26 protein-coding genes, 1 tRNA gene, 1 riboswitch and 2 other annotated features are annotated in these 25,996 nt (G+C 43.4%); of the genes, 7 read left to right on the forward strand and 20 right to left on the reverse strand.

The genetic code is table 11. The features are described 5' to 3' along the window. Positions 1-14: 14 nt before the first annotated feature. Genes SORDD25_RS03230 through SORDD25_RS03245 form a run of 4 tightly spaced genes read right to left on the reverse strand, consistent with a single transcriptional unit; the run spans position 15 to position 2,464 of the window. Positions 15-488 carry a GNAT family N-acetyltransferase gene (locus SORDD25_RS03230; RefSeq protein ID WP_061852601.1) on the reverse strand — a complete coding sequence of 158 codons (474 nt, stop codon included), beginning with the start codon at positions 486-488 and terminating at the stop codon, positions 15-17. Further along, a complete protein-coding gene (locus SORDD25_RS03235; RefSeq protein ID WP_061852602.1) occupies positions 481-912 on the reverse strand; it encodes an NUDIX hydrolase in 432 nt (143 codons plus the stop codon). Before SORDD25_RS03235 ends, SORDD25_RS03230 begins: the two co-directional genes overlap by 8 nt. 1 nt (position 913) lies before the next feature. Further along, a complete protein-coding gene (locus SORDD25_RS03240; RefSeq protein WP_061852603.1) occupies positions 914-1,975 on the reverse strand; it encodes a site-2 protease family protein in 1,062 nt (353 codons plus the stop codon). Positions 1,976-1,993: 18 nt separating this feature from the next. After that, the gene (locus tag SORDD25_RS03245; RefSeq protein WP_016466255.1) at positions 1,994-2,464 is read right to left on the reverse strand and encodes a DUF3013 family protein; all 471 of its coding nucleotides are present in this window, start codon (positions 2,462-2,464) and stop codon (positions 1,994-1,996) included. Positions 2,465-2,579: 115 nt separating this feature from the next. Between SORDD25_RS03245 and SORDD25_RS03250 the strand changes: the two genes are divergently transcribed. Further along, positions 2,580-3,851 (forward strand): replication-associated recombination protein A, encoded by a 1,272-nt coding sequence (locus SORDD25_RS03250; protein ID WP_061852604.1) that lies wholly within the window; start codon positions 2,580-2,582, stop codon positions 3,849-3,851. Positions 3,852-4,114: 263 nt separating this feature from the next. Further along, a tRNA-Lys gene (locus SORDD25_RS03260) sits at positions 4,115-4,187 on the forward strand. A 206-nt stretch (positions 4,188-4,393) separates the two neighbouring features. Here SORDD25_RS03260 and SORDD25_RS03265 read toward each other — a convergent pair. Together SORDD25_RS03265 and SORDD25_RS03270 are read right to left on the reverse strand one after the other, a co-directional pair. Then, complete coding sequence (locus SORDD25_RS03265; protein WP_061852654.1) at positions 4,394-5,653, reverse strand: S41 family peptidase; 1,260 nt, start codon at positions 5,651-5,653, stop codon at positions 4,394-4,396. 79 nt (positions 5,654-5,732) lie between these two features. Then, entirely contained in the window at positions 5,733-6,188 is a 456-nt protein-coding gene (locus tag SORDD25_RS03270; protein WP_061852605.1) for a GNAT family N-acetyltransferase, read from the reverse strand. Between the two features lie 69 nt (positions 6,189-6,257). Between SORDD25_RS03270 and SORDD25_RS03275 the strand changes: the two genes are divergently transcribed. Further along, the gene (locus SORDD25_RS03275) at positions 6,258-6,917 is read left to right on the forward strand and encodes a prepilin peptidase (RefSeq protein WP_061852606.1); all 660 of its coding nucleotides are present in this window, start codon (positions 6,258-6,260) and stop codon (positions 6,915-6,917) included. On the opposite strand, the gene trpA is transcribed toward SORDD25_RS03275, so the two are convergent. From trpA to SORDD25_RS03350, 14 genes are all read right to left on the reverse strand, one after another. Then, positions 6,889-7,665 (reverse strand): tryptophan synthase subunit alpha, encoded by a 777-nt coding sequence (gene trpA / locus SORDD25_RS03280; protein WP_061852607.1) that lies wholly within the window; start codon positions 7,663-7,665, stop codon positions 6,889-6,891. The two genes, SORDD25_RS03275 and trpA, sit on opposite strands and share 29 nt — an antisense overlap. After that, positions 7,658-8,881: a tryptophan synthase subunit beta gene (trpB, locus tag SORDD25_RS03285; RefSeq protein ID WP_061852608.1), complete on the reverse strand. Its 1,224-nt coding sequence runs from the start codon at positions 8,879-8,881 to the stop codon at positions 7,658-7,660. The genes trpA and trpB (SORDD25_RS03285) overlap by 8 nt, the downstream gene beginning before the upstream one ends. Continuing rightward, the gene (locus tag SORDD25_RS03290) at positions 8,859-9,458 is read right to left on the reverse strand and encodes a phosphoribosylanthranilate isomerase (protein WP_061852609.1); all 600 of its coding nucleotides are present in this window, start codon (positions 9,456-9,458) and stop codon (positions 8,859-8,861) included. The genes trpB (SORDD25_RS03285) and SORDD25_RS03290 overlap by 23 nt, the downstream gene beginning before the upstream one ends. Continuing rightward, positions 9,445-10,212 carry an indole-3-glycerol phosphate synthase TrpC gene (trpC, locus tag SORDD25_RS03295; RefSeq protein ID WP_061852610.1) on the reverse strand — a complete coding sequence of 256 codons (768 nt, stop codon included), beginning with the start codon at positions 10,210-10,212 and terminating at the stop codon, positions 9,445-9,447. The genes SORDD25_RS03290 and trpC overlap by 14 nt, the downstream gene beginning before the upstream one ends. Further along, complete coding sequence (gene trpD / locus SORDD25_RS03300; protein ID WP_061852611.1) at positions 10,209-11,213, reverse strand: anthranilate phosphoribosyltransferase; 1,005 nt, start codon at positions 11,211-11,213, stop codon at positions 10,209-10,211. Before trpD ends, trpC begins: the two co-directional genes overlap by 4 nt. A gap of 10 nt (positions 11,214-11,223) precedes the next feature. Further along, complete coding sequence (locus SORDD25_RS03305) at positions 11,224-11,790, reverse strand: aminodeoxychorismate/anthranilate synthase component II (RefSeq protein ID WP_061852612.1); 567 nt, start codon at positions 11,788-11,790, stop codon at positions 11,224-11,226. Further along, positions 11,787-13,148 (reverse strand): anthranilate synthase component I, encoded by a 1,362-nt coding sequence (gene trpE, locus SORDD25_RS03310; protein ID WP_061852613.1) that lies wholly within the window; start codon positions 13,146-13,148, stop codon positions 11,787-11,789. The genes SORDD25_RS03305 and trpE overlap by 4 nt, the downstream gene beginning before the upstream one ends. Positions 13,149-13,525: 377 nt before the next feature. After that, positions 13,526-13,751, reverse strand: a binding site (T-box leader). Further along, a complete protein-coding gene (trpB, locus tag SORDD25_RS03320) occupies positions 13,748-14,926 on the reverse strand; it encodes a tryptophan synthase subunit beta (RefSeq protein ID WP_000208439.1) in 1,179 nt (392 codons plus the stop codon). (Overlaps the previous feature by 4 nt.) Before the next feature lie 67 nt (positions 14,927-14,993). Further along, positions 14,994-15,219 (reverse strand) — a binding site (T-box leader). A 40-nt stretch (positions 15,220-15,259) separates the two neighbouring features. Next, a complete protein-coding gene (locus SORDD25_RS03325; protein ID WP_061852614.1) occupies positions 15,260-16,489 on the reverse strand; it encodes a DegT/DnrJ/EryC1/StrS family aminotransferase in 1,230 nt (409 codons plus the stop codon). A gap of 42 nt (positions 16,490-16,531) precedes the next feature. Beyond that, positions 16,532-17,224, reverse strand: a complete 693-nt coding sequence (locus SORDD25_RS03330; RefSeq protein ID WP_000922221.1) for a sugar transferase — start codon at positions 17,222-17,224, stop codon at positions 16,532-16,534. 211 nt (positions 17,225-17,435) lie between these two features. Continuing rightward, entirely contained in the window at positions 17,436-19,178 is a 1,743-nt protein-coding gene (locus tag SORDD25_RS03335; RefSeq protein ID WP_061852615.1) for an ABC transporter ATP-binding protein, read from the reverse strand. After that, positions 19,168-20,913 carry an ABC transporter ATP-binding protein gene (locus SORDD25_RS03340; protein WP_061852616.1) on the reverse strand — a complete coding sequence of 582 codons (1,746 nt, stop codon included), beginning with the start codon at positions 20,911-20,913 and terminating at the stop codon, positions 19,168-19,170. The genes SORDD25_RS03335 and SORDD25_RS03340 overlap by 11 nt, the downstream gene beginning before the upstream one ends. A gap of 198 nt (positions 20,914-21,111) precedes the next feature. Further along, entirely contained in the window at positions 21,112-21,747 is a 636-nt protein-coding gene (locus SORDD25_RS03345; RefSeq protein WP_000174434.1) for a DUF421 domain-containing protein, read from the reverse strand. Next, complete coding sequence (locus SORDD25_RS03350) at positions 21,744-22,199, reverse strand: DUF3290 family protein (RefSeq protein ID WP_000675323.1); 456 nt, start codon at positions 22,197-22,199, stop codon at positions 21,744-21,746. The genes SORDD25_RS03345 and SORDD25_RS03350 overlap by 4 nt, the downstream gene beginning before the upstream one ends. 133 nt (positions 22,200-22,332) lie before the next feature. Here SORDD25_RS03350 and SORDD25_RS03355 point away from each other — a divergent pair, with 133 nt between their 5' ends. From SORDD25_RS03355 to SORDD25_RS03370, 4 genes are all read left to right on the forward strand, one after another. Beyond that, complete coding sequence (locus SORDD25_RS03355) at positions 22,333-23,160, forward strand: exodeoxyribonuclease III (RefSeq protein ID WP_061852617.1); 828 nt, start codon at positions 22,333-22,335, stop codon at positions 23,158-23,160. An 11-nt stretch (positions 23,161-23,171) separates the two neighbouring features. After that, positions 23,172-23,558 carry a bleomycin resistance protein gene (locus SORDD25_RS03360; RefSeq protein WP_000386235.1) on the forward strand — a complete coding sequence of 129 codons (387 nt, stop codon included), beginning with the start codon at positions 23,172-23,174 and terminating at the stop codon, positions 23,556-23,558. 133 nt (positions 23,559-23,691) lie between these two features. Further along, positions 23,692-23,787, forward strand: a riboswitch (purine riboswitch). Between the two features lie 360 nt (positions 23,788-24,147). Beyond that, positions 24,148-24,729 (forward strand): xanthine phosphoribosyltransferase, encoded by a 582-nt coding sequence (locus SORDD25_RS03365; RefSeq protein ID WP_061852618.1) that lies wholly within the window; start codon positions 24,148-24,150, stop codon positions 24,727-24,729. Beyond that, positions 24,729-25,991, forward strand: coding sequence for a nucleobase:cation symporter-2 family protein (locus SORDD25_RS03370; RefSeq protein ID WP_061852619.1), 1,263 nt, complete (start codon positions 24,729-24,731; stop codon positions 25,989-25,991). Before SORDD25_RS03365 ends, SORDD25_RS03370 begins: the two co-directional genes overlap by 1 nt. Positions 25,992-25,996: the final 5 nt, after the last annotated feature.

Here is a 25,996-nt window from a genome sequence, read left to right on the forward strand (position 1 = left end):
CCGAACCTTCCTTTCTATTTGTCAATCAATTTTTTCATGTAAACCATATCCATACCTTCTTTTTCAGGCTCGATATGGGTTTGACGGTAGCCATTTTTCTCATAAAAGGCGACCATGCCCGCATCCTGTAATACCGTACACAAATCCCACTGTTTAATCGTTGGAAATTCCTTTTCCAGCAATCTCAATCCCTCAGAACCATAACCTTTTCCTTGATGCTGAGGCAAAATCGCTGCCGTTCCCAACCAAGCCTCCGTCAACTCTTTATTGGTCTGAATTCGTAAAAAACCGATAATTTCGTCCTTTTCTTTTACAAAGTAGTAATAGCTATTAGGACGCTCAACCAATTTCCACTTGATTCGTTCGCGGTCCTCCAGATAAGGATCATACTCATCTTGGTATTTCTCATAGACTGCCTTAAAACTGGCTCTTTGAATAGAAATGATGGTTTCTAAATCTTCTGCTACTGCTCGTTCTAGTCTAATCATAGTTACTCTCCATATAATCCCTCACTCTATCCTGCAACTGAGGTACAACCTTATCTGAGCCAAGAAACTCCTCAATGCCCATCAGTTTATAGCCCTGTCCTTCATCACCAAAGACAATACTATCAAACTGTTCCTGCCTTAACTTACCAACTAGAAAGACGGATTCCTTCCCCTCAAAAAGCATACTTGGGTACACCTTACTCCAAAGCAGACAATCTTCAGTCAAATGAATTCCCAGTTCTTCATAAACTTCACGCGCCGCGCACTCAAAAGGACTTTCATCACCCTCTCGTTCGCCACCTGGCAATTCCCAGGTATTAGGGTATGGAATGTTTAATTTGTCATCACGTAAGATAGTTAAGAGCTTATCACCACAAAAGAGGGCAATTTTGCAACCTGTAAAATCAGAAATTTCTATTTCCATATCAAACTCCTTCAGCTAATGCCTTCTCCAGCTCCTCTAACCAGTTTTCATAGTAGCGTTTCTCATCTCGCAACATGCGACTAGTATTCATTTTCTGTTTAGCAATCTTCATAGCCTTGCGAGTTTGAGCCATGTCTTTCCTTGCCTTAAATTGATACCAGGCTTGAATGATCTGCATGTCTGCCATTTTTAGAGACAAAAAGGATTTAACTCCTCGATTACTTACATACTCCTCCGCTTTTTCATGATCTCCTTCTAGCAAGGCAATGTGAAGAAGGTATAATTGAGAAATAGTTTTAGACATTGGATTATCTGTTTTCTCTAGCATAGACTGAAACTGTTGCTTTGCAAGCTCTATATTATCATCCAATAGGAATACCAAGCCCTGAAGAGTCTGAACACTTTCTGCAAAACTCCCTCTCGCATCTTCAGCAACAGGCATGATAAAGTCTTTCAAATCATATTCTTGAGGAGCTAGCAAGGTCTGGGCAGAATGCCTCAACACCAAGTAGGCGTATTTGGTATTTTCAGGGTGTTGTAGCAATTCCCAAATTTTTGCTCCATCGGTAATCCCAACTGGCTTAGCATTGATGAGAAGAAAAGATACATTTAGACAAATCCAAGTAGCCGCAAAATACCAGCTTCTTGTCAAAAATCCATACAATATCGCCAATAAAATCAAGCTAAGATGAACTATCAAGCCGCCTGCAAGCATCAGGATGATTCTTTGATCACTTTCATCTTCTTTTAATCCAATATATTGAGCACCAACATTTTTCAGAACGGCTGTTCGACTCAGATGAAACCTGCCTGACTTTTTGGTCAAAAGAAAATTCCCTAATCCAAAAGCCACCAGTCGATAGCCTGTCAGGTAACCGCAAAATGCATGTCCCAGCTCATGAAGGATAAATATCAGATAGATGCTGAAAAAAGTAAATAGGTAGCCTGGAACAAAGACAAACGAAAAATCTAACTCTTTAAAGGCAATTGTTCCAAAAGCAAATCCTAGCATCAAAAAAACAAAGGACAGACCAGAAATAAGATACAAACCTATTTTCTTCATATACTTCCTCACTAGTTTCTAATACCTCGGGTAAGGATAAAACTCCCCTTCCTCCAAGCCAACCTTTCCTTCTTCAAAGACTTCTTGGTTCCATTCCATGACAAATTCTTCTGCTTCTGGGTCTTCCAAAAAGTCCATGAGCGCATCCAGCCCAACCTCGGCAGTATCTTTGAGGAAAAGTGCAAAATAAGCTAAAAATTCACGAGAAAATCCTTTTTTAGGCAGGTAAGGGATGACTGTTAAATAGTCTTCTGCGTTAACCGTTGACTTTGCAGGATTGTAGAAAAGAACTGCTTCCTCAAAGAGGATATCGTCTGATGATACCTCTCCATCCTCATCCAGCATCTCCACTCCTGCAGCATTTTGTGCCTCTAATAGAAAACTTACTTCAACCGCATGATTGCGCTTGTCCCAACTAATCTCATAGTCAAAGGGAAAGTTCTTGTCCAACTCTTCCTGTAAAACATCTAAAAATCCGTATGTTGCCATTTTGTCCTCTTTCTATGCGACTCTTTAATCGCCCCGATTGCTCGGAAATATGCTAAAATAGATACTACCATCTTACCACATATACATCAGAAAATCCATGTTAGAAAGGACTGCTATGCCAGACAATCTCGCGCTTCGCATGCGCCCAAAAACCATCGACCAGGTCATCGGTCAGAATCATCTAGTCGGACCTGGAAAAATTATTCGCCGCATGGTGGAAGTTAATCGTCTGTCCTCCATGATTCTCTACGGACCTCCAGGTATTGGTAAGACCAGTATTGCCTCTGCCATCGCTGGAACGACCAAGTATGCCTTTCGGACCTTTAACGCGACAGTGGATAGTAAAAAGCGACTCCAAGAAATCGCGGAAGAAGCTAAATTTTCAGGTGGTCTCGTCCTATTACTAGACGAAATCCATCGTCTTGACAAGACTAAGCAAGACTTTCTTCTACCACTCTTAGAAAGTGGTCTGGTTATCATGATTGGGGCGACGACTGAAAATCCCTTCTTTTCTGTCACTCCTGCCATTCGTAGCCGTGTTCAGATTTTTGAATTAGAACCCTTGTCCAACCAAGATGTCAAAGAAGCGATTCAAATTGCTCTAACTGACCCTGAGCGTGGTTTTGATTTCCCAGTTGAGCTAGATGAGGATGCGCTGGATTTCATCGCAACATCTACTAATGGTGACCTCCGTTCTGCCTTTAATTCACTAGATTTGGCTGTTCTCTCTACTCCCGAAAATGACAAGGGCATCCGCCACATCACACTGGATATCATGGAAAATAGCTTGCAGAGGAGCTATATTACCATGGACAAGGATGGAGACGGTCATTATGATGTCCTCTCAGCCCTGCAAAAGTCCATCCGCGGCTCAGATGTGGATGCCAGTCTCCACTACGCAGCCCGCTTGATTGAGGCTGGGGATCTGCCTAGCCTCGCTCGTCGCTTGACTGTTATCGCTTATGAAGATATCGGCTTGGCCAATCCTGAAGCGCAGATCCATACTGTAACTGCTCTAGATGCTGCACAAAGGATTGGTTTCCCAGAAGCTCGCATCCTCATTGCTAATGTTGTGATTGATCTGGCTCTTTCACCCAAGTCCAACTCAGCCTATGTGGCTATGGACAAGGCTCTTGCTGATCTCAAAACTTCTGGTCACCTACCAATCCCTCGTCACTTACGTGATGGTCACTACAGTGGGAGCAAGGAACTGGGCAACGCCCAAGATTATCTCTATCCACACAACTATCCTGGAAATTGGGTCAAGCAAGACTATCTGCCAGAAAAAATCCAAAATCACCACTATTTTACTCCAAAAGATACCGGCAAATACGAACGAGCCTTGGCGCAACGTAAGGAAACCATTGATAAATTACGAAAATTGTGAAATCCTTTTCAAATAATTGCATTTTCCTCTTGATTTTTTTTGAGAAAGTGGTATCATATAAACATAGAAACGCTGTGGTGTTCGACTTCACACTTAAGTGTTGACCGACTATTTTTTGTATTTTTAGGGAAACAAAAGTCTTCTAACAGCATGTAGGCCGTCTCACACGGAAACAGCTTCAGTTAGAGCGAGTTGCCCACCTGCTTAATTGCGCGGGTTCAATACAAACCGTGAAGTTTCGGCACCAATACAGCTTTTTCTTTGCCTCCTTAGCTCAGTTGGTAGAGCAGTAGACTCTTAATCTATGGGTCGCAGGTTCGAGCCCTGCAGGGGGCATCTAAACAACAGGAAAGGCCTTGATTCCAAGGCTTTTTTGTGTCCTCCCTACTTTTATTCCATCAACGGATACTCAAGATATATTTGGTGTGTAAAAAATTCTTTTACCCTATCAGTGATACAGTCACTTTACTCAATTACAAGCAGATCAAAAGCAAAAGACTTAGCTCTATTTCACACAGAACTAAGTCTTTTATTTAAACAATCTAATGTTTCCTCTTCATCTCGATCAACTTCAGACATTTATCTAGATCTACATCTCGTTCAAAATGTGCAGGAGTCCAAGGGATTTCTATATCAGGAAGAACACCTTTGTCCGTCATCCCTTTGCCTTTATCTATAGCCAACCAGCGAGAAGTTGGGAACATCAAAAAGTAATCATCATAATCCACCTTGCAACAATTTGAGTAATCTAAAATACCAAGCGTTGGACGGCCGATAACTGTTACTTTCTTAAAATCCTTCATCATCTTGACAAAATTATCTCCTGATGATACACAATAAATATCCGACAAAACAAAAATCTGCTCTGGATAGTGACCACCCTTAACACCTGGGAAAAGCTCGTCTTGATCATCCTGATACCGAACATAGCCTTTCCCTCGATTTTGGAGTAAATTATTACGAAAATCTTCAAGCAGTTTCACCGTATCAGGACTGATATTTTCTTGTTGAAGCCATGTTTCAAAGTCTTTTAAGCGTCGATCGACATTTCCTTCTGTATAGAGAATTTCCATTCCATCATCCTGTAAATCAAGAGTATCATAGCCTTTTCCTTCCTCCAAGCCAAGATGTAAGAGCGGAAAATACAAAGAATCCGTGCCCCCATTGTTGTAACGGACATCTATAATAAGAGTTTCTGTCTCAGCAATCTTCTGCAAATACTCTTGGTATAAACGGTTAATCGCTTCTTCATCCATAAAATTATCTAAGCGTATATAGAGGATATCTGACTCCAACTCTTTCCAAAAGATCTGAGCTTTTTGAGCTTGCTGGCTAGCACGAACTGCAATAGACATCTCCTGCCCATCTCGCAAGACGGTCACTTGCTCTGCCATCAGTAGCAAATCTGCCCATTCTCGGTATCGTCTTTCTGGAGTCAGACTGATAAAGTAATTTTGGTGTTGCAAAGCTACTTGCTCCAAACTCATCCCGTCCAGACTGAGGATTCGATCCCCCACTTGGAGACCTGTATCTTGGTTTGCTTCCTCAACAAACATTTCCTGCTCACTTATCCTCAAAAGAAAACCTTTCGGACCTGATTTTTTATTATGGAAAGAAATATGCCCAATAATCCCAAAACTAGCAAGATAAGCTCTGACTTGATAGAGAAATTCTTGCTCAGTCATATCATCTGTAATCTTTTCTAGAAAAGGCTGAGGGTTGCACCCTTTGCGATCTTTTACTGTAGATGAATCATGTGTCATAATCCAAACAATGTCTTTAAAAATATCTGTTTTTTTCATACGAGCCATTCCTTCTACCTTTAAAATAGTATAGCCTTCTTCACAGCGAAAAAAGAGTTTTTACTACAAAGTCAATCTGCTATCTACCCTTTTTCATGATGTATTTTCGTATAGGTACCTCAACCATCTGAACGATTTCAAATCCTTCTTTTTTGTAAAGATTGTAAGCTGTTTGATTTGCCTCGTAGACATTTAGAGAAACACTATCTATATCTCCATTTTCAAAGGCCAAACTAACAAATTTCCTTAAAGCCTGGCTACCTAAGCCTTGCCCCTGTTTCTGGGGGTTGATAAAAAATCTCCCGATATGAAGATTTCTGTCTTCTAGCCTGATTTTCTGAATAAGCCCCACAAATTCTTGTCCATCAAAGACTGAACAGATTCCTTCCAAATCTTGCAAGACTTGACCTGTTAAGGGAAAAGGAATCATTGTTCCCATCCATTGTTCTTGAAAGGATTTGCCAAGTGAGTTGGACCATTGGCATACGCGCTGAGCATTTTCTACGCTTAACTTTTCTTCAAAACGAATTATCATCTTGACCTCACTATCTTATCAATGTTTCTTTATTATACTACTTCTCCCATTTTTTACGAATAGATAAGTATGATTGATCTTTATTTTTTTCTTGTTGGGAGCATTCTCGCTTCCTTTCTAGGTTTGGTCATTGACCGTTTTCCAGAGCAGTCTATTATCTTTCCATCTAGCCACTGTGATTCCTGTCAGACTCGCTTGCGTCCGCTAGATTTGATTCCTATTATCTCTCAAGTAATTGGTCGCTTTCGCTGTCGCTACTGCAAGGCCCGTTTTTCCATCTGGTATGCCCTCTTTGAATTGGGCTTGGGGTTACTTTTTCTGGCTTGGTCATGGGGCTGGATTTCCTTGGGTCAAGTCATCCTCATCACTGCTGGCTTGACCTTGGGAATCTATGACTTTCGCCATCAGGAATATCCTTTACTGGTCTGGATGACTTGCCACCTAATCCTCATGGCTTCCTCTGGCTGGAATATGGTTATGGTCTTCTTCCTTATCCTTGGAATTTTGGCTCATTTTATCGATATCCGCATGGGAGCAGGTGATTTTCTCTTTCTAGCTTCTTGTGCTCTTGTTTTTAATCTTACCGAATTGCTCATCTTGATTCAGTTTGCTTCGGCGACGGGGATTCTAGCCTTTCTCTTGAAAAAGCAAGAGGAAAGACTTCCTTTCGTGCCTTTCCTCTTACTTGCTACTTGTTTGATTATTTTTGGTAAGCTACTGCTTGTTTGATAAAGTCCTCAATCGGCTCTCCTTTGTGGAGAGCTTTTACAATTTTCGAACCAACGATAACGCCATCGGACACCGCATTGAAGCGTTCCACATCATCCTGACTAGATACGCCAAAACCTGTCAAGACTGGGATGTCTGCTACTTGATGCAATTGTTCCAAGTGCTTGTCCAAGTCTGCACGGTAATTTCCTGATTTCCCTGTCACCCCATTGATGGCAACGGCATAGACAAAGCCTTCCGCTCCCTTGATCAATTCTTTCTGACGCTCAAGTCCTGTCGTCAAACTAACTAGGGGAATTAAAGCGATATCTGTGTCTGCCAAAAAAGGCTCCACAAAGTTGGCATGTTCATGAGGCAGGTCTGGGATAATCAAGCCCTTGACCGCTGTATCTGCCAGATCTTTGACAAAGTTCTCCACACCGTACTGAAAGAGGGGGTTGAAGTAGGTCATGATGACCAGTGGCACCTCAGTCTGAATGGTTTTCAAGGTTTCAACCAAAGCCTGGGTAGAAGTTCCGTGGGCCAAACTGCGCAATCCTGCTTCTTCAATCACAGGTCCATCTGCAACTGGGTCTGAAAAGGGAATGCCCACTTCAATCGCAGAGACACCCAAATCTTCTAGAAAGTGGATTGTTTCTCCTAGACCATCCAAACCTTTATCATGGTCCCCAGCCATGATATAGGGAACAAAAATTCCTTTTCCAGCTACTTTCATAGCATTTAATTTTTCTGTTAATGTCTTAGGCATGAGCTTCTCCCTTCTTTGCTGCATCTGCTTCCAAGCGGTCTTTGACTTGAACCACATCCTTGTCCCCACGTCCAGATAGGCAGACAATCATAGACTTGTCTGGTCCAAGTTCTTTGGCCAATTTCACTGCAAAAGCGATAGCATGACTAGATTCCAAGGCTGGGATAATCCCTTCCACACGAGACAAGAGTTGGAATCCTTCCAAGGCTTCCTCGTCTGTCACAGGGACATAACTGGCACGTTTGATATCGTGATAGTGAGAATGTTCTGGACCGATACCAGGATAGTCCAAACCTGCTGAGATAGAGAAGGCTTCAAGAATTTGACCATGGGCATCTTGGAGAACATCCATGAGGGAACCGTGAAGGACACCTGGACGGCCCTTGGTCAAGGTAGCTGCGTGGTACTCTGTGTCCACACCAAGTCCTGCTGCTTCAGCTCCATACATGGCTACAGACTCGTCTTCTACAAAGGGATGGAAGAGACCGATAGCATTAGAACCACCACCAACACAGGCTACTAGGGCATCTGGCAAATCTTGACCTGTCAAGTCGCGGTACTGTTGTTTGGCTTCTCGACCAATGACACTTTGGAAGTCACGAACGATTTCTGGGAAAGGATGAGGTCCCAAGGCAGAACCAAGGATATAGTGAGTATCATCGATGTTAGCTACCCATGAACGAAGGGCTGCATTAACTGCATCCTTGAGCACGCGCGAACCATCTGTCACGGCCTCAACCTTGGCTCCCAAAAGCTCCATACGGAAGACATTAAGGGCTTGGCGTTTAACATCTTCCTCACCCATATAGATGGTGCATTCCATATTAAAGAGGGCTGCAGCTGTTGCAGTTGCCACACCGTGCTGACCAGCACCAGTTTCTGCGATAATTTTCTTTTTGCCCATACGTTTAGCCAGAAGAACTTGCCCCAAGGCATTATTAATCTTGTGAGCTCCTGTATGGTTGAGGTCTTCCCGTTTGAGGTAAATCTTGGCTCCGCCAATATGCTGGGTCAAGTTTTTTGCGTAGTAAAGAGGCGTTTCACGTCCTACATACTGGCGCAAGAGCTGGTTTAATTCCTCTTGGAAACTGGGGTCTGCCTGACTTTCACGGTAGGCTTTTTCCAACTCCAAAACTGCTGTCATCAATGTTTCTGGGACGAAACGTCCGCCAAATTTTCCGTAAAATCCATCTTTATTTGGTTCCTGATATGCCATGCTTTACCCTCTCTATAAATCTTCTAATCTTTTCATGATCTTTTTGTCCATCTGTCTCCACTCCGCTTGATACATCTACTGCATAGGGAGTAAAGTGTTGAATTGCTTTTACTACATTATCTTCATTAAGCCCACCTGCGATAAAGAAGGGCTGAGCTAGTCCTGTCGTATCCAGTTGACCCCAGTCAAAGGTCTGGCCACTCCCAGCAACAGGGGCATCAAAGAGTAGATAATCTGCCCGAGAATTGGGCACATGACCATTTCTATCCACTTGCACCGCCTGAATACTGGCACAAGGTAAATCCTCAAACAAATCATCCGCCACCTGACCGTGGATCTGTACCAAGTCCAAGCCAACTTTGTCGATCGCTTCCAGCAGTTCTGCCCGACTTGGTGAAACAAACACACCAACCTTTTTTACGTCTGAAGGAATGAGCTTTGCCAGCTCAGCAGCCTGCTCCAAGGTCACCTGTCTTTTACTATGTGCGAAGACAAAACCGATGTAATCCGCCCCTGCTGATACGGCTGTCTCTACCGCTTCCTTGGACGATAGTCCACAAATTTTAACCTTTGTCAATCTGCAACTCCTTGATTCTCTGAGCCACGTCCTCTGCCTGCATAAGAGCTGTTCCCACCAAAATTCCGTTAAAGTATGGTGCTAGTCGTTCCGCATCCTGACTTGTGAAAATAGCAGATTCGGAAATATAATAGCGACCTTCCTTAAAGTACTGGACCAAGTCTACACTGGTTTGTAAGTCGACCTCAAAGGTCGTCAAGTTGCGGTTATTAACCCCAATAATCTCAGCACCAAGTCTGTGGGCTACTTCTAGTTCAGCTAGATTGTGGGTTTCCACCAAGGCTTCTAGACCTAGCTCTGTCGCATAGTCATACAGTTCCTTGAGGCGTTCTTCTGATAAAGCCGCTACGATGAGCAAGATAACTGTCGCACCTGCATTGCGAGCTCGGATGATTTGCTTTTCATCGATAATAAAATCCTTGTTCAGCGTCGGAATCTGTACCTGACTAGAAATCTCTCGTAGATAATCCAAATGCCCTTTAAAGAAAACTTCATCTGTCAAAACCGAAATCATCACTGCTCCATTTGCTTCATAAGTCTGGGCCTGTTGCACAATATCCACATCGAGATTGATATCTCCCAAACTAGGGCTAGCCTTCTTGACCTCAGCGATTACCTGCAAACGGTCCTGGTGATTCTTCAAAAATTCTGCCAAGCGATAGGTCTGGCGCAAGGGCTGGACTTGCTCCAGCTCCATCTGCTCGACCTCACGCGCCTTCTGCTCTAAGATTCGTGCTAAAAATTCCTGACTCATTTTTGGTACTCCTGTAACAGTCTGAGTTTTTCAAGGGCCTTGCCACTAGCAATCACTTGACGAGCCAAGGCAACTCCTTCCTTGATACTAGCTACCTTACCATTAGCATAGAAACCAAGACCTGCATTTAAAACTGTCGTTTCCAAGAATGGACTTGCTTCGTTTTGAAGAACGCTAAGCAAAATCTCTGCATTTTCCTGAGCATTCCCTCCACGGATATCTTCAATAGCGTAGCGTTTCATCCCCAAATCCTCTGGAGTAAAGCTTGATAAGGTGATTTCGCCATTTTCAAGAAGAGCAATCTTGGTTGTTCCGTTCAAGCCAGCTTCATCTAGCCCTTCTGGTCCAGCAACCACGATGGCACGTTTGCGACCCATATTTTTCAAAACCTGAGCGGTACTTTCTAGCAGTTCTGGACGACTAATGCCAAGAAGCTGTGTTTCCAAGGCCATTGGGTGAATCAGTGGACCAGTCAAGTTCATGATTGTTGGAATTCCCAATTCCAAACGTGCTGGCATGATGTATTTCATAGCTGGATGCATATTTTTAGCAAAGAGAAAGACGATGCCAGTTTTATCAAAAACCTTACCTAGTTCAGCTGGTTTGAGGTCAAGATTGATGCCCAATGCTTGAAGGACATCTGCAGAACCCGATTTAGAAGAAATCGAACGGTTACCGTGCTTAGCCATATGAATGCCGCCACCAGCCAAGACAAAGGCTGCAGTTGTGGAAATGTTAAAGCTGAAAGACTTGTCCCCACCTGTACCACAGTTATCCATAGCATCATGGATTTCAGTTGGAATGTGTTGGGCATGCCCTCTCATGACTTGTGCAATGGCTGTGCGCTCCTCCGGTGTTTCCCCCTTCATCTTAAGGGCCAAGAGGAGAGAAGCAATCTGCGCCTCGGTTACACGCCCAGTTACGATACGCTCAATGACATCCGTCATTTCCACACCTGATAAATTTTCAAATTTTGCTAATTTTTCAATAATCTCTTTCATCCTAGTTTCCTCACTTTACAACCTTCTCGATAAAATTCCGAATAGAAGACAAGCCATCTGGCGTTCCGATACTTTCTGGATGGTACTGGAAGCCATAAATCGGCAGGCTTTTGTGTTGAATTCCCATAATGGCTTGGTCATCAGTCGAATGAGCTGTCACTTCAAAGTCTTCTGGCATTTCTTCAATCAAAATACTATGGTAACGCATAACCGGACGGCCATCCTCGATACCTTGATAGAGAACAGAAGGCGCTTCAAAGCTGATATGGCTCTGTTTCCCATGCATGACTTTTGGAGCCAAACCTAGCTTACCACCAAAGACTTCTGCAATGGCTTGATGGCCCAAACAAATCCCAAGAATCGGCTTTTTGCCAGCAAAGTCACGAATCATATCTTCCATCTTTCCAGCATCAACTGGCCAACCAGGACCAGGAGAAAAGACCAGACCATCTGCTTTTTCAGCTTCTTCATACAGCTTGGGATCATCATTTCTCAAGACCTGTACTTCTGCAAAATTCCCAATGTATTGAGCCAAGTTATAGGTAAAAGAATCATAGTTGTCAATCAATAAAATCATGGTCTTAGTTCTCCAATTCTAGTCATAGATTTAGCCTTGTTAATGGTTTCTTGGTATTCGTTTTTTGCGATAGAATCATAGACAATCCCTGCCCCAGCCTGCACATAGGCTGTTTGGTTTTTGAGAATCATGGTTCGGATGGCAATGGCGAAATCCATATCACCCGTCGCAGACAAGTAGCCGATTGCTCCTGCGTATACGCCTCGTTTTTCCGTCTCCAGTTCATAGATGCGTCTCATGGCCCGAATCTTTGGTGCTCCTGAAACTGTTCCAGCTGGAAGTGTAGCTTTCAAAGCATCCATGGCAGTGAGGTCTGGAAGCAAACGTCCCTTGACCACGCTGGTCAAATGCATGACATAACGGAAGAGCTCCACTTCCATATACTTGGTGACTTGGACACTTGCCGTTTCAGCAATTCTACCGATATCGTTACGCCCCAAATCTACCAACATCCGATGTTCTGCTGTTTCCTTCTCATCAGAAAGCAGGTCTGTCGCCAAGGCCTTGTCCTCTTCATCTGTAGCTCCTCTTGGCCGCGTACCAGCAATCGGATTGGTTGTCACGATACCATTTTTGACTGAAACCAAACTTTCAGGACTGGCACCGATGATTTGATAATCCCCAAAATCATAGAAATAGAGATAATTAGATGGATTGGTCACGCGGAGATTTCTGTAGAAGTCAAATGGATTTCCAGTAACTTCTGCTGAGAAACGCTGACTGAGCACACATTGGAACATATCACCATTACGAATCAAGTCACGAGCGGTTTCCACCATTTGCTCAAACTTCTGAGGAGCGATATGCGGTTTGAAGTCTAGAGGAGATAGATCCAAATCTTCAAATTCATTTGGAGCAGGAATGCGTAATTCCTCAAGCACTTGGTTCAAGGCTTTTTCCAAATCTTCTTGACTGCGATCGCTATAAAGAGCATCCTCTATGACATGAATTTTTTCCTTCTTATGGTCAAAGACCATATAACTCTCATAGACAAAGAAATGCATGTCTGGCGTCCCAATGGTATCTTGAGGGATTTGACCGATTTCTTCATAGAGCGAAATCATATCGTAACCAACAAAGCCAATAGCTCCCCCACCAAAAGGTAGGTCTGAATGGTGCTGGCTCTTATGAGTCACTTCATAAAGGAAATCCAAGGGATCCCGATCAATCACTTGACCATTTTGATAAAGGACTCCATTTTCAAACTTAATCTCAAAAACAGGATTATAAGCTAGGATAGAAAAACGAGCGGTTTCCTTGTCTCTAGGAATACTTTCTAAGATCACCTTGTGTTGCCCTTTTAAGCGCATATAAGCCAAGATTGGTGATAAGACATCTCCATGAATGATTCGTTCCATTGTAATTTCCCTTTCAGTTTCTTATTTTTAATTTTTGGTCTTTTTTCTATTTCCCTTAAATAGTGCGGACGGGAGGTAAAACTATCCAGTGGATGATTTTAGAAATCCATGAAATGAAAGACCTAATTTTCGAGCTCCTCGCTCATTCATTTCTAGGCTCAGGCTAAAATAGTTCCCCGAACTATTTTACTCTCAAAAATCCCGTTCTAGAGAAGCATCTTTGCTTCTCTAGAATACCACTATAGCGGGAAATAGCGGGTCAATGCTCACTTCGTTCGCAAATATTTTATAGAAATCTATCTAGTGATGAAGCATAATTTAAAACTGATAGCCATATCTACGATAAATATATAAAAATCCCCACGCAAAATAACTTGCGTGAGGACGAAATTCGCGGTGCCACCTCAATTATAGGATTTCTCCTATCTCTCATTCCTGTCTCAGATACCTCCTGTAACAGGCTGTGCGATAAAGGGCACTCCCTTGAGAATTATGTTTTCTTCTCTCGTTTCAGATGGACCCAACCTTACAGCTTTCTCTGCTTGTTTTCAGCAACCACAAGCTCTCTGTGAGAGAAAAGGCTGTAATTTTTCCATCTTTTATTTTTTAGCTTCTAGGTAGTCTGCAATCGCAGCTACGTCCTTGTCTCCACGACCAGAGACATTGATGATGATAATATCATCCTTACTTAGTTTCGGTGCACGTTTAACCGCTTCTGCGATGGCGTGCGAACTTTCAATCGCTGGGATAATTCCTTCTGTCTTGCTTAGAAGGAGCAAGGCTTGAACAGCTTCTTCGTCTGTCGCTGCCACATATTCCACGCGACCTGAATCTTTGAAGTAGGCGTGTTCTGGGCCAACCCCTGGATAGTCCAATCCAGCTGAGATAGAGTAAACTGGAGCCAACTCACCGTCTTCCTTAAAGACTGCATAGGTCTTCATGCCGTCGACAATTCCGATACTACCTTTTGTCATAGTAGCTGCGTGCTTGTCTGTATCAAGTCCATGACCAGCAGCTTCGACCCCAACCAATTTGACTTCTTCATCAGCCACATACTGTGAAAAAGCACCGATAGCATTAGAACCACCACCTACACAGGCAATAACGTAATCTGGTAAACGACCTTCTTTTTCTAAAATTTGACGGCGAGATTCTTCACTGATGACCTTTTGGAACTCATGAACAATTGTAGGATAAGGGTGAGGACCCACAGCAGATCCCAAAACATAGAAGGCTTCAAGGTCATTCATCCATGCTCCAAAGGCTGCATCTACCGCATCCTTGAGAGTTCGTGTCCCTGTTTCAACTGCGTGAACAGTTGCTCCCATCATCTCCATGCGGAAGACATTGAGACGTTGACGCTCCACATCCTCTGCCCCCATGTAGACATCACAGGCCATACCAAACTTGGCTGCAGCCGCTGCTGTCGCAACACCATGTTGACCAGCTCCTGTTTCTGCGATCACTCGCTTTTTGCCCATTCGTTTGGCAAGAAGAATTTGTCCTAAAACGTTGTTGAGCTTGTGAGAACCAAGGTGGTTAAGATCTTCGCGCTTGAGATATATCTTAGCTCCACCTAGGTGGTCTGTCAAACTTTCCGCAAAATAAAGCGGTGTTTCGCGACCAGAATAATCCTTCAAGTAATGACGAAATTCTGCCAAAAATTCTGGATCATCCTTGTACTTGTCAAATGTCACTTCCAACTCATCCAACAAAGCCTGAATCGGCTCCGGTACAAAACTACCACCAAATTGTCCAAAATAACCTTTAGTTGTCATAAAATTTTTCCTCTTTCAGTATTAATTTAAAGATATGAAAAAAGCCCACACACAGAATCCACTTCCGTGTGAGGGCGTTGGTAACGCGGTGCCACCTCAATTATAAAGGGACTATCCCCCTTTACATCTCTGCCTTGTCTAACAACAAGTTGCACTGTAAGGTGTGCGCACCGAATTTTCATTGTTTCAAATTCATTTTTAAAATCAGCCCACTTTCACTACTTCCAACCACCTGTTCACAATCACCACAGGCTCCCTGAAGATCAAAAATAGTTACTTTTCTGATTTGTTGAGAATATTATATGCTATTGTCCGCTTTTTGTCAAGATTTTTTTATGATTTTTTTCCTGATCCGAGGATTTCTTCGGAAATTCTCACCAAAGTCTTAACGATATAATCAACTTCTTCATCGCTTAATTTTGTATGAAGTGGAAGCGTAATTTCATTTTCAAAGAAGGCATAGGCTCTTGGATAATCTGCCATATCGAAACCAAGATTCTTATAGGCTGTCAAGAGAGGAAGCGGTTTATAGTGTACATTACTTGCAATTCCTGCTTTAGCCAATTCTTGGATGATGAGGTTGCGTTCTTCTAAACTTGCACCTTCTACATGAGTGATGTAGAGGTGGCGTGAAGCTTCGACAGTATCAGTCTTGTGTGCCAGTGGGTGAATACGAGTACCCGCAAAACCACGATCATAGCGGTCCACGATGTCCTTACGACGTTGTAGCAAAGCTGGGTAACGATCCAATTGTACCAAACCAATCGAAGCCATGATATCCGTCATGTTGCACTTGTAGGCTGGTGTAACGATATCGTATTCCCATGAACCCAATTGCATTTTGGCAAGGGCGTCTTTGGTTTGACCATGAAGGGAAAGGATTTGGAATTCCTTGTACATCTCTTCATCGTCAATCGCTGGATTGGCTTTCCACGTCGCACTTCCTCCCTCAGCCGTTGTAAAGTTCTTAACGGCATGGAATGAGAAGGAAGTAAAGTCAGCGATCGAACCAGCTGGTTGCCCTTTGTATGTAGATCCTAAAGCATGGGCACTATCAGAGACAATCACGATACGGTTAAAGGCCTTTTGCCACTTGCTTGAAGCGGTAAAGAGATCACGTTTTTTCTCCACAACTTGGAACAAACGATCATAGTCGCAAACAATCCCTGCAAGCTCAACCGGAATAATCACCTTAGTTTTCTCAGTAATAGCTTGCTCAAGCAAGTCATAGTCCATTTCAAAAGTATCTGCTTGGATATCCACCATGACAGGTGTTGCTCCCACGTGAGTGATGACACTACATGAAGCTGTATAGGTCATGGCTGGAACGATGACTTCATCACCAGGTCCCACTTCCAAAACACGCAAAATCAACTCAAGAGCGGCAGTCGCAGAGTTGAGGCAGACAGTCTTTGGTGTCTGTGTGTATTGGGACAAACGACGCTCCAGTTCTTTTGTCTTCGGACCTGTTGTGATCCAACCAGAACGAAGGGTATCCGCTACTTCAGCAATTTCAGCTTCTGTAATATCGGGTGGTGAAAATGGAATATTGTAATTTGGCATTGATTTGCTCCTTTTATCTGTACTCATTTTCTCATGACTACTTTATTTTAGCACTTCAAACACGGTTTGAAACATGATTTTGATGTCTCCAAGGAAACTAAACTCTCGGAGATAGGCGAGATTATAACGCATCTTTTCAGGAAGGACGTGTTCGACATAGGCTTGGTCAACTGACAGACCTTTCTCCGTCATTTGACTGATGATGGTGTCCTCATCCTTGTAATTGATGCTGGCTGGAGAGGTAATCCCTGCTGGCAAGAGCAAGGTCGCCATCATTTCAGGACTATACTGCTCCGTGTAGCGTGGCACTTCAGGTCTCGTACCAACAAAGGACATCTCACCTTTAAGGACATTGACCAACTGAGGTAGTTCGTCCAAACGCACACGGCGAATGAAATTTCCCACTTTGGTAATGCGGCTATCGTTAGCAGAAGTCACCAGGCTTCCTTTTTTATCCGCATCTGTTACCATAGTACGGAACTTCCAAATCTTGAACGGACGGTTGTACTGGGTCACGCGCTCTTGCTTGTATATGACAGGTCCCTTGCTATCCAACTTGATCCAAATGCTCAAGATAAGAAAGACGGGAGAAGTCAAAAGTAGCAAAAACAGGGCCAGAACCCAATCCAGGCAACGCTTGAAAATCAGCGAACCCTTCCTTTTAGAGACAAGCTGGTAGTAAGACTCAACCTCGCTTGATTGCATTTCCACGGGCAAGTCTTCCCATTTCAGCATGCTGTTTCTCCTTTGTTTTTATTATACTATTTGTCAACATTTTTCATTATACCACAAAATGGAAAAGGCGGTGCAAGAAATCTGTGATTTGAAGAATTTCCTGCTTATACTCAATGAAAATCAAACTAGGAGGCTAGCCACAGGCTGCTCAAAGTACAGCTTTGAGGTTGCAAATAAAGCTGACATGGTCTGAAGAGATTTTCAAATAGTATTAGGACATGGCCCCAGCCTGCAAGCTATACATCTTGTGATAGGTTCCTCCCAAGACCAAGAGTTCCTCATGGGTTCCACTCTCAATAATGCGTCCCTTATCCAAGACATAGATGCAATTGGCGTCCTGAATGGTCGAAAGTCGGTGGGCGATAGCAATGGTCGTCCTCCCCTGTCTCATCTTAGCTAGGGAATCTTGAACCAAACTTTCTGTTTCAGAGTCAATATTGGCTGTCGCTTCATCCAAAATCAGGATTTTAGGCTGACTGGCGACTGTTCTGGCAAAGGCAAGAAGCTGGCGTTGACCAGTAGAAAAGCTCGAACCACGCTCGGAAACAGGTGCATCATAACCCTGCGGAAGGTCCTGAATAAAGGAATCTGCATCGACAAAGGCAGCCGCAGCCTGAATCTCTTCATCACTAAGATCTTGATACATGGCAACATTGGACTTGATAGTCCCATGATAGAGGAAGGGTTCCTGCAAGACTAGCCCGATATTTTTTCTCAACTCTTCCTGACTGTAGTCTCTAATATCCACACCATCCAAGAGAACGCGGCCTGACTGAAATTCATAAAAACGCATGAGGACATTGATAATCGAAGATTTCCCAGAACCTGTATGACCTACAAAGGCAATGGTTTCTCCCTTCTTAACCGAAAAGGAAATGTCATCCAGAATTGGATGTTTGCCATCATATGAGAAACACACATGTTCAAAACGGATATTCCCCTCTTGGACTTTGGCTTGCCCATTTTCTTGAAGAGGCTCATAGGTTGTCTCGTCAATCAAGGCAAAGACACGCCCTGCAGAAACCATAGACGTTTGAAGAGTTGAAAAGTTTTGCGTCACTTCAATCAGAGGGTCAAAGAGGCGATTGATGTACTGGATAAAGGCATACATGGTTCCGGCTGTTATCCCAATAGAAAGACCACGGTAGCCAAAGTATGCCATCAAGATGGCGTAGCCTAGAAGTTTCAGCAAACTCATGGCAGGGCGCAAAAAGAGGGCATCCAAGGCTACAGATCGGTTGGCATAGACCAAGTGTTCTTGGTTGATTTCATCAAATTCTGCCTGCAGGCGCTTCTCTTGATTAAAGGCCTGGATAATCCTGATTCCCTCGATATTCTCTGCCAGCTTGCTATTGATATCCGACAAGAGACTTCTGGTTTTTTCGATGATTTTCACTGATTTTTTCCGATAGAGATTAACTAAAAGGAAAATCAAGGGAAGAAAGAGCAAGACTAAAGCTGTCAAACGAAAATCCAGCACCAACATGGTATAGAGGGTTGTCAGAAAGATGAAAACTGCTGAGATAAAGCTGGATAAAATCCCAGAAAACATGTCACTGATGGTCTCGGTGTCATTTGTCAAACGAGAGACGATGGAACCTGCTGGCGTCTTGTCAAAGTAAGACATGCCCAGTTTCTCCATATTGGCAAAAGCATCGCGGCGAATATCTCTAACAATACTGTAGGACACCCGCGCAAAGAGAAGATTGCCGACATACTGAACCAGAGTTTGCAGGATATAAAGACCATAGTAGGCCAGTAAAACGGTAACAGCGATTTGGTTAAGATTGCTGAGATACTGGTCGATAAAGTGGGAGGCCACAAGGGGAATGACACTTTTAATGACCGTCGTCGCTAGGAGAAAACTGAGTGCCAAAAAGGTCAGGAGGCCGTAAGGCTTGAGATAGGACATCAAGCGCTTCAATACAGTCCATTGTTCTTTCTTATTCTGCATCTTCTTCTCCTTTCATTTCCAACTGCTGAGACTGGTAGGTTTGAGCATACCAGTCATTCAGGGCTAGCAAGTCTTCGTGCGTTCCCTGTTCGATAATCTGCCCATTTTGCAGAACCAGAATCAAATCTGCATGGACAACTGCACTGAGACGATGGGCAGTGATAATGGTTGTCTTATCCTTCCGCGTTTCCTTGAGGTTGTCGATAATCGCATACTCTGTCTTGGCATCCACGGCGGACAAGGAATCATCTAAAATTAAGATATCAGGATCTAAAATCATAGCTCGACTCATAGCCAGACGTTGCTTTTGACCACCAGATAAACTGACTCCTTTTTCACCAATCAATGTATCAAATCCCTGAGGCATGGCTACAATGTCTTGGTATACTTGAGCCAGCTTAGTCGCTTCCTCGACTGCTGAAAGGGGCAAATTAGGATTGCCAAAGCGGATATTGTCTAAGATAGAGGTTGCAAAAAGAAACTGATCCTGAGGAACATAGCCCATGAGGCTACGAAGGTCTGTCAGACGATAGTCCCGAATATCATGACCGTTTAGGTAAATAGCTCCCTTATCCACATCATATTCACGCAAGAGAAGTTTAATCAAGGACGTTTTCCCAGATCCTGTCTGCCCGACCAGGCCTAGGGTTTGCCCTTTTTCCAGACTAAAGTGAATATCCGTCAGTGTTTCCTCATTTTCAAAGGCAAAGCTATCAATATCGTACTCCAAACGTCCATTTTCAATACTGTCCAGAGGAAACTCGGGGTCTTGAACAGATGATTCCTGAGACAAAAGATCCTCAATCCGCTGGTAGGACACCTTCCCCCTCTGAGTAATATTAAAGAGAAAACCGATAGCCATTAGAGGCCAGACCAGCATGTCCAAGTAGCTGATAAAGGTAACCAGATTTCCAACTGTAATCTGCCCCTTCTGAACCATCAAAGAGCCGACCAAAAGGGTTAGGACATAGGACGAGCCAACAAACAAGAGAACCATAGGATCAAAGAGACTATCGTATTTCATGGTTTGGAGATTCTTTCGGAAGGTCAATTCATTGACCGCCTGAAAGGACTCAAGCTCATCCGCCTGATACCCGAAAGACTTGGTCACTTTGATACCTGATACAGACTCCTGTACCTTGTTATTGAGTTCGGAAAAGGCAGCTTGAGATTCGCCAAAGGCCTTGTGGGTCTTTCTCCCTAGACGACTGGTCGCATAAGCCATGAAAGGCAAGGGCAAAATGGCAACCAAGGTCATTTGCCAAGAAATGCTAAAAAGCATGGTTAGCAAAGTCACCAGAGCCGTGATGGAAGCATCCACTGCTGACATGACTCCTCCACCTGCGAGACGAGTTAAGGCGTTGATATCATTGGTAGCGTGTGCCATCAAGTCCCCCGTACGATAGGTCTGATAAAAGGCTGGCGACATTTTAGTAAAATGCTCAAACAAGCGAGACCGCATAATCTGCCCCAGACGATAGGAAGTTCCAAGAATATACATGCGCCAAACATAGCGCAGATAGTACATCCCAAAGGCTGCCAGCAGTAGATAAAATAGATTAAGAAGGAGGTCCTGCTGGGTTAATTGCCCCCCAGTAATGGCATCAATCACCCGTCCCATGACCATGGGGGGTATGAGATTGAGGACGGAAACCAAGACCAAAGCAAGAATCCCGACTAGATAACGGCGCTTTTCTAACTTGAAAAACCACCAGAGTTTTTGAATAATGGACATAAAATCCCTTTCTGATTGCAAATGGAAACCTGAGGCCAAGACTCAATGAAAATCAAAGAGCAAACTAGCCGCAGGCTGCTCAAAGCACTGCTTTGAGGTTGTAGATAGAACTGACGAAGTCAGTAACCTACATACGGCAAAGCGACGTTGACGCAGTTTGAATTTGATTTTTGAAGAGTACAAGACCCCAGGTTTTTCTTATTCATAAGTTACGACTGAGACGACACCCTTGTCATACTCAGCGATAAAGATATTGGCAACATTGTCATACCCTTGTTTACTGAGGTTATCAAGTAACCATTCTTCGCTGCGACCAATGGTCTCTAAAATTTCGACTTGGATAACACCGTCTGTGACAACAGGATACTTGGGGTTCTCATCTCCCATTTGGACTACGATGAGTTGACCGTTTTGCTCCTGCATAGCGCGTTTGACCTGTTTCATTTGGAAAATTCCCTGACTACGGAGCTTAAGTGCTACGTCCGCTGCTGATAAACCAACCGAACGGCAGGCTTCTGGATCAATCTTCCCATTTTTGATGAGCAGAGTTGGCTTCCCATCAATCAAACGTTTCACAAAGTGAACATTATTGTTCAGCCATTTGAGAGTCAAGACCAGAATGGTCCACATAATCAGGATAACTGCATACTGAAGGATACTGATGGCACTATTGTAAATCACCCCACCGATGATACCCCCGAGTACATAGTTCTGAATTTGGTCTATCGCTGAGTTAGGCGCTAGGTTACCCTTTCCTGTCACATTGATTACAAAAACCAGAGAAAAGAGACCCAAGGCTAGTTTGATTAAAATTTCGATATAATTGAGTGTCATTTGTTCACCTCCACCAGTTCAATTGCATCTGTTTTATACAATTCGACTTTCTCTAGCAGGTACTTGTCTGGCTCACTTCCGTTCAAGGCACGGTAATAGCGATCTCCGACCTTGATAAGTGCGCCATCAGTGTCGGCAGAAGTATTGACATAAACCTCTGACTTGTCTACTCCCAATTCTTTGGAAACAAGCTCGATGAAATGAAGTGAAGCTTGAAATTTATTATTAGATACTTGATTGTTTTGATAAGTCGTGATGCTGACCAAAAGGAGAGCTAATAAGGTCAAAGCTGAAATCATGACCAACTCACGAAACTTGGTTCCCTTTTTATCATGATAAGCCTTAAAAGCCAAAAATCCTGTCACAGCTAATAAAACAATCCCTAAACCAATCATGATGCCATTTTGCTGACCGATTTGGCTGAGGACATAGTCATAAGAATAGAATTTCATGTATTTTCACTCCCTTTCATAAAATCATTCTTAATTATAAACGAAAGAGGGTGATTTTTCAAACCATACGTTGGGGAAATGCGCCTTTTTTTGGTATAATATAGTCTATAATCTGAATGAAAAAGGTAACTTTATGAAACTCATCTCATGGAATATTGATTCCCTCAATGCAGCCCTAACGAGCGACTCTGCTCGCGCCAAACTGTCACAGGAAGTCCTACAAACCTTGGTAGCCGAAAATGCTGATATTATCGCTATTCAGGAAACCAAGCTTTCTGCAAAAGGGCCTACAAAAAAACACTTGGAAATTTTAGAAGAACTCTTCCCAGGTTATGAAAACACTTGGCGTTCCTCTCAAGAACCTGCTCGCAAAGGCTATGCTGGAACCATGTTCCTTTATAAGAAAGAACTCACACCAACAATCAGCTTCCCAGAAATCGGAGCTCCTTCTACCATGGATTTGGAAGGCCGCATCATCACCTTGGAATTTGATACATTTTTCGTGAGCCAAGTATACACTCCAAACGCTGGCGACGGTCTCAAACGCTTGGAAGAACGCCAAGTCTGGGATGTCAAATATGCTGAGTATTTGGCGCAACTAGACAAAGAAAAACCAGTCCTTGCGACGGGTGACTACAACGTGGCCCACAAGGAAATCGACCTTGCAAATCCTGCCAGCAATCGCCGTTCACCTGGTTTTACAGACGAGGAGCGTGCTGGATTTACCAACCTCTTGGCAACTGGGTTTACTGACACCTTCCGCCACATTCACGGCGATGTCCCAGAGCACTACACTTGGTGGGCGCAACGCAGCAAGACTTCTAAAATCAACAATACAGGCTGGAGAATCGACTACTGGCTCACTAGCAACCGCGTGGCTGACAAGGTGACCAAGTCTGACATGATTGACTCGGGTGCGCGTCAAGACCATACGCCGATTGTATTGGAAATTGAACTCTAAGGAGAAAGCTAATGGACTATCAAGCTGTCATTCCTGAATTTGTAGTATCTGACCTCGAAAAGTCACGCCACTTCTACTGCGACTTACTGGGATTTTCTGTCGAATACGAGCGTCCAGAGGAGAAATTTCTCTTCCTCTCGCTTGAAGACTGCCAACTTATGCTAGAAGAAGGCAGCACAGAAGAATTAGCCCAACTAACCTATCCTTTCGGGCGCGGTGTCAATATTTCCTTTGGCATTGAAGATGTCCCTCAGCTCCACCAAAAACTGCTAGAAGCTGACTATCCTATTTATCGTCCGCTGACCAAAAGAGAATTTCGAGTGGGAGATAGCTTTATTTACCCTCATGAATTTGCAGTTTTGGATCCAGATGGTTATTTTCTAAGATTTAGCGAATAGAATAATCGAAGTCTACAATACTATCTAGCATTGCAGCCTTTTATTCGTTCGTTTTTATGATCTATTTACTAACAAAATATTTGATTTATAAAGCTAATTGGTGTAAAATATAAACATTGGCAGTAGCCTGTTTAAAATTGAATATCATTTTACTTGTTTATGTCGTGAATTGGCACGACGTTTCTACAAGGTGCCGGAACACCTAACAATGAGTATGTCAGCTGAAGGTATGGTTTTGGCCATACCTATTTTGAGGACTTACTTAGGGGATTAAGTAGGTCCTTTTTGAATATTTTTATTAAAGTACGCCTTTAAGTGTAAACTAAATATTTTTAATATTTCCCTTAATTAGTGCGGACGGGAGCAACTTCCTTCGGAATTTCATCCCTAATTTTTGAGCCAAAAGTCTCAAAAATCCCGTCATAGACAATAACAAGATTATTGTCTATGATACCACTACGGCGGGAAATATTTGATAAAACTCGCTTCGCTCGTACTAGTTTTATCAAATACATAGTACTAGCAAACTGGTTCACTATAGAAACAGTTAACCAACAAGTAAACTGACTTTTAGACTTTAGGAGGTCTTATGAAATTATTAGAAGAGCGCATCCTCGAGGATGGGCATATCTTGGGTGACAACATCCTCAAGGTGGATTCTTTTTTAACCCACCAAGTTGACTTTAGCTTAATGCGAGAGATTGGTAAGATTTTTGCGGAAAAATTCGCTGCTGCTGGCATTACCAAGGTCGTGACCATTGAAGCGTCAGGCATTGCCCCAGCCGTTTTTACAGCTGAAGCCTTAAATGTGCCCATGATTTTCGCCAAGAAAGCTAAAAACATCACCATGAATGAAGGAATCTTAACTGCTGAGGTCTACTCCTTTACCAAGCAGGTGACCAGCACCGTTTCCATCGCTGGAAAATTCCTCTCACCAGAGGACAAAATCTTGATTATCGATGATTTCCTTGCTAATGGCCAAGCAGCCAAAGGCTTGATCCAAATCATCGAACAAGCTGGAGCAAAAGTTGAAGCGATTGGTATCGTAATTGAAAAATCCTTCCAAGATGGTCGTGATTTGCTTGAAAAAGCAGGCTATCCCGTCCTATCACTTGCTCGTTTGGATCGTTTTGAAAATGGTCAGGTCGTATTTAAGGAGGCAGATCTCTAATGCAAACTCAAGAAAAACATTCGCAAGCAGCCGTTCTTGGCTTGCAGCACTTACTAGCCATGTACTCAGGATCCATCCTGGTCCCCATCATGATTGCGACAGCCCTTGGCTATTCAGCTGAACAGTTGACCTATCTTATCTCCACAGATATCTTCATGTGTGGGGTGGCCACCTTCCTTCAACTCCAACTCAACAAATACTTTGGGATTGGACTACCAGTCGTTCTCGGAGTTGCCTTCCAATCCGTCGCTCCCTTGATTATGATTGGGCAAAGTCATGGTAGTGGTGCTATGTTTGGTGCCCTTATCGTTTCTGGAATTTATGTGGTTCTGATTTCAGGTGTTTTCTCAAAAGTAGCCAATCTCTTCCCATCTATCGTTACAGGATCTGTCATTACCACGATTGGATTGACCCTGATTCCTGTCGCTATTGGAAATATGGGAAATAACGTTCCAGAGCCAACTGGTCAAAGTCTCTTGCTTGCTGCAATCACTGTTTTGATTATCCTCTTGATCAACATCTTTACCAAAGGATTTATCAAGTCGATTTCGATTTTGATTGGGTTGGTCGTTGGAACTGCCATTGCTGCTACTATGGGCTTGGTTGACTTCTCTCCTGTGGCTGCAGCACCGCTAGTCCATGTTCCTACTCCCCTCTACTTTGGGGTGCCAACCTTTGAAATCTCATCTATTGTCATGATGTGTATCATTGCAACGGTGTCTATGGTTGAATCCACTGGTGTTTACCTGGCCTTGTCTGATATTACCAATGACCCGATCGACAGCACGCGCCTTCGCAACGGTTACCGCGCAGAAGGTCTGGCCGTACTTCTCGGAGGAATTTTTAACACCTTCCCTTATACAGGATTTTCACAAAACGTTGGTTTGGTTAAATTGTCAGGTATCAAGACCCGTCTGCCAATCTACTACGCAGCTGGTTTCCTAGTCCTCCTTGGACTCCTTCCTAAGTTTGGTGCCCTCGCCCAAATCATTCCGAGCCCTGTTCTTGGAGGTGCCATGCTGGTGATGTTTGGTTTTGTTTCCCTTCAAGGGATGCAAATCCTCGCCCGCGTTGACTTTGCTAACAATGAACACAACTTCCTTATCGCAGCTGTATCCATCGCTGCAGGTGTCGGACTCAACAATAGCAATCTCTTTGTCAGCATGCCGACAGCCTTCCAAATGTTCTTCTCAAACGGAATCGTCGTAGCCAGCCTACTAGCCATTGTACTCAATGCAGTATTAAACCGGAAAAAGAAATAAGAAAA

Source organism: Streptococcus oralis (genome assembly GCF_001579525.1).
GTDB lineage: Bacteria > Bacillota > Bacilli > Lactobacillales > Streptococcaceae > Streptococcus > Streptococcus oralis_M.

Excerpts from the sequence above, each read along its gene's own strand:
- SORDD25_RS03230 (WP_061852601.1), bottom strand. The coding sequence starts at position 488 with ATGATTAGACTAGAACGAGCAGTAGCAGAAGATTTAGAAACCATCATT.
- SORDD25_RS03235 (WP_061852602.1), bottom strand. The coding sequence starts at position 912 with ATGGAAATAGAAATTTCTGATTTTACAGGTTGCAAAATTGCCCTCTTT.
- SORDD25_RS03240 (WP_061852603.1), bottom strand. The coding sequence starts at position 1,975 with ATGAAGAAAATAGGTTTGTATCTTATTTCTGGTCTGTCCTTTGTTTTT.
- SORDD25_RS03245 (WP_016466255.1), bottom strand. The coding sequence starts at position 2,464 with ATGGCAACATACGGATTTTTAGATGTTTTACAGGAAGAGTTGGACAAG.
- SORDD25_RS03250 (WP_061852604.1), top strand. The coding sequence starts at position 2,580 with ATGCCAGACAATCTCGCGCTTCGCATGCGCCCAAAAACCATCGACCAG.
- SORDD25_RS03265 (WP_061852654.1), bottom strand. The coding sequence starts at position 5,653 with ATGAAAAAAACAGATATTTTTAAAGACATTGTTTGGATTATGACACAT.
- SORDD25_RS03270 (WP_061852605.1), bottom strand. The coding sequence starts at position 6,188 with ATGATAATTCGTTTTGAAGAAAAGTTAAGCGTAGAAAATGCTCAGCGC.
- SORDD25_RS03275 (WP_061852606.1), top strand. The coding sequence starts at position 6,258 with ATGATTGATCTTTATTTTTTTCTTGTTGGGAGCATTCTCGCTTCCTTT.
- trpA (WP_061852607.1), bottom strand. The coding sequence starts at position 7,665 with ATGCCTAAGACATTAACAGAAAAATTAAATGCTATGAAAGTAGCTGGA.
- trpB (WP_061852608.1), bottom strand. The coding sequence starts at position 8,881 with ATGGCATATCAGGAACCAAATAAAGATGGATTTTACGGAAAATTTGGC.
- trpC (WP_061852610.1), bottom strand. The coding sequence starts at position 10,212 with ATGAGTCAGGAATTTTTAGCACGAATCTTAGAGCAGAAGGCGCGTGAG.
- trpD (WP_061852611.1), bottom strand. The coding sequence starts at position 11,213 with ATGAAAGAGATTATTGAAAAATTAGCAAAATTTGAAAATTTATCAGGT.
- SORDD25_RS03305 (WP_061852612.1), bottom strand. The coding sequence starts at position 11,790 with ATGATTTTATTGATTGACAACTATGATTCTTTTACCTATAACTTGGCT.
- trpE (WP_061852613.1), bottom strand. The coding sequence starts at position 13,148 with ATGGAACGAATCATTCATGGAGATGTCTTATCACCAATCTTGGCTTAT.
- trpB (WP_000208439.1), bottom strand. The coding sequence starts at position 14,926 with ATGACAACTAAAGGTTATTTTGGACAATTTGGTGGTAGTTTTGTACCG.
- SORDD25_RS03325 (WP_061852614.1), bottom strand. The coding sequence starts at position 16,489 with ATGCCAAATTACAATATTCCATTTTCACCACCCGATATTACAGAAGCT.
- SORDD25_RS03330 (WP_000922221.1), bottom strand. The coding sequence starts at position 17,224 with ATGCTGAAATGGGAAGACTTGCCCGTGGAAATGCAATCAAGCGAGGTT.
- SORDD25_RS03335 (WP_061852615.1), bottom strand. The coding sequence starts at position 19,178 with ATGCAGAATAAGAAAGAACAATGGACTGTATTGAAGCGCTTGATGTCC.
- SORDD25_RS03340 (WP_061852616.1), bottom strand. The coding sequence starts at position 20,913 with ATGTCCATTATTCAAAAACTCTGGTGGTTTTTCAAGTTAGAAAAGCGC.
- SORDD25_RS03345 (WP_000174434.1), bottom strand. The coding sequence starts at position 21,747 with ATGACACTCAATTATATCGAAATTTTAATCAAACTAGCCTTGGGTCTC.
- SORDD25_RS03350 (WP_000675323.1), bottom strand. The coding sequence starts at position 22,199 with ATGAAATTCTATTCTTATGACTATGTCCTCAGCCAAATCGGTCAGCAA.
- SORDD25_RS03355 (WP_061852617.1), top strand. The coding sequence starts at position 22,333 with ATGAAACTCATCTCATGGAATATTGATTCCCTCAATGCAGCCCTAACG.
- SORDD25_RS03360 (WP_000386235.1), top strand. The coding sequence starts at position 23,172 with ATGGACTATCAAGCTGTCATTCCTGAATTTGTAGTATCTGACCTCGAA.
- SORDD25_RS03365 (WP_061852618.1), top strand. The coding sequence starts at position 24,148 with ATGAAATTATTAGAAGAGCGCATCCTCGAGGATGGGCATATCTTGGGT.
- SORDD25_RS03370 (WP_061852619.1), top strand. The coding sequence starts at position 24,729 with ATGCAAACTCAAGAAAAACATTCGCAAGCAGCCGTTCTTGGCTTGCAG.